This is a genomic window from Pedobacter sp. MC2016-24 (assembly GCF_015223055.1).
GTDB lineage: Bacteria > Bacteroidota > Bacteroidia > Sphingobacteriales > Sphingobacteriaceae > Pedobacter.
Window position 1 is genome coordinate 1 of the sequence record NZ_JADFBX010000055.1, and the last position, 506, is coordinate 506.

At 38.9% G+C, this 506-nt stretch carries 1 pseudogene; it reads right to left on the reverse strand.

Annotated elements, in window-relative coordinates:
• A pseudogene (locus IM797_RS28235) lies at positions 1-373 on the reverse strand (hypothetical protein); the annotation flags it as partial.
• Positions 374-506 lie beyond the last annotated feature (133 nt).

Consider the following 506-nt stretch of genomic DNA (forward strand, 5'->3'; position numbering starts at 1 on the left):
TAATGGTAATATCGTTTTTGGGTTCCTCATGCACTGGAATATGCAAACCGTCCTTGTTCCTTAGTTTATCGTTTATCACCTGTTTAATTACTCCGGTACCGATAAGTCTGTCTCCTTCTTTGAAATCAAATGTTAAACCCTCATATAAACAACCGGAAAAATGGTCTACTGCAAGAATTCTGATTTCAGCATCCACACTATCCCCAGGCATTACGAATGCGCGATTTATGAATGTTTGCTCTCCTGAAGTCTGCATTTCTGAAAAAGGAAATACTACAGTTGGCCGATAGCCGGATTTGGCAGGGGTTTTTCTCCCACCCTCTTCCATGGTTTTATACTGGAGTGAGGCAATAAAATCAACAGCGCTTTTCATCAGAGGATTGCATTAATTAATAATCTTTCATTCCATCAGCTTTTCTTCGCTGGTAAACTTCAATCGCCGAGTTGATCTCGTCATTGATATTGCTTCTGAATTCTGATTTTGAAAAAAAGGTGTTCATAAAGAA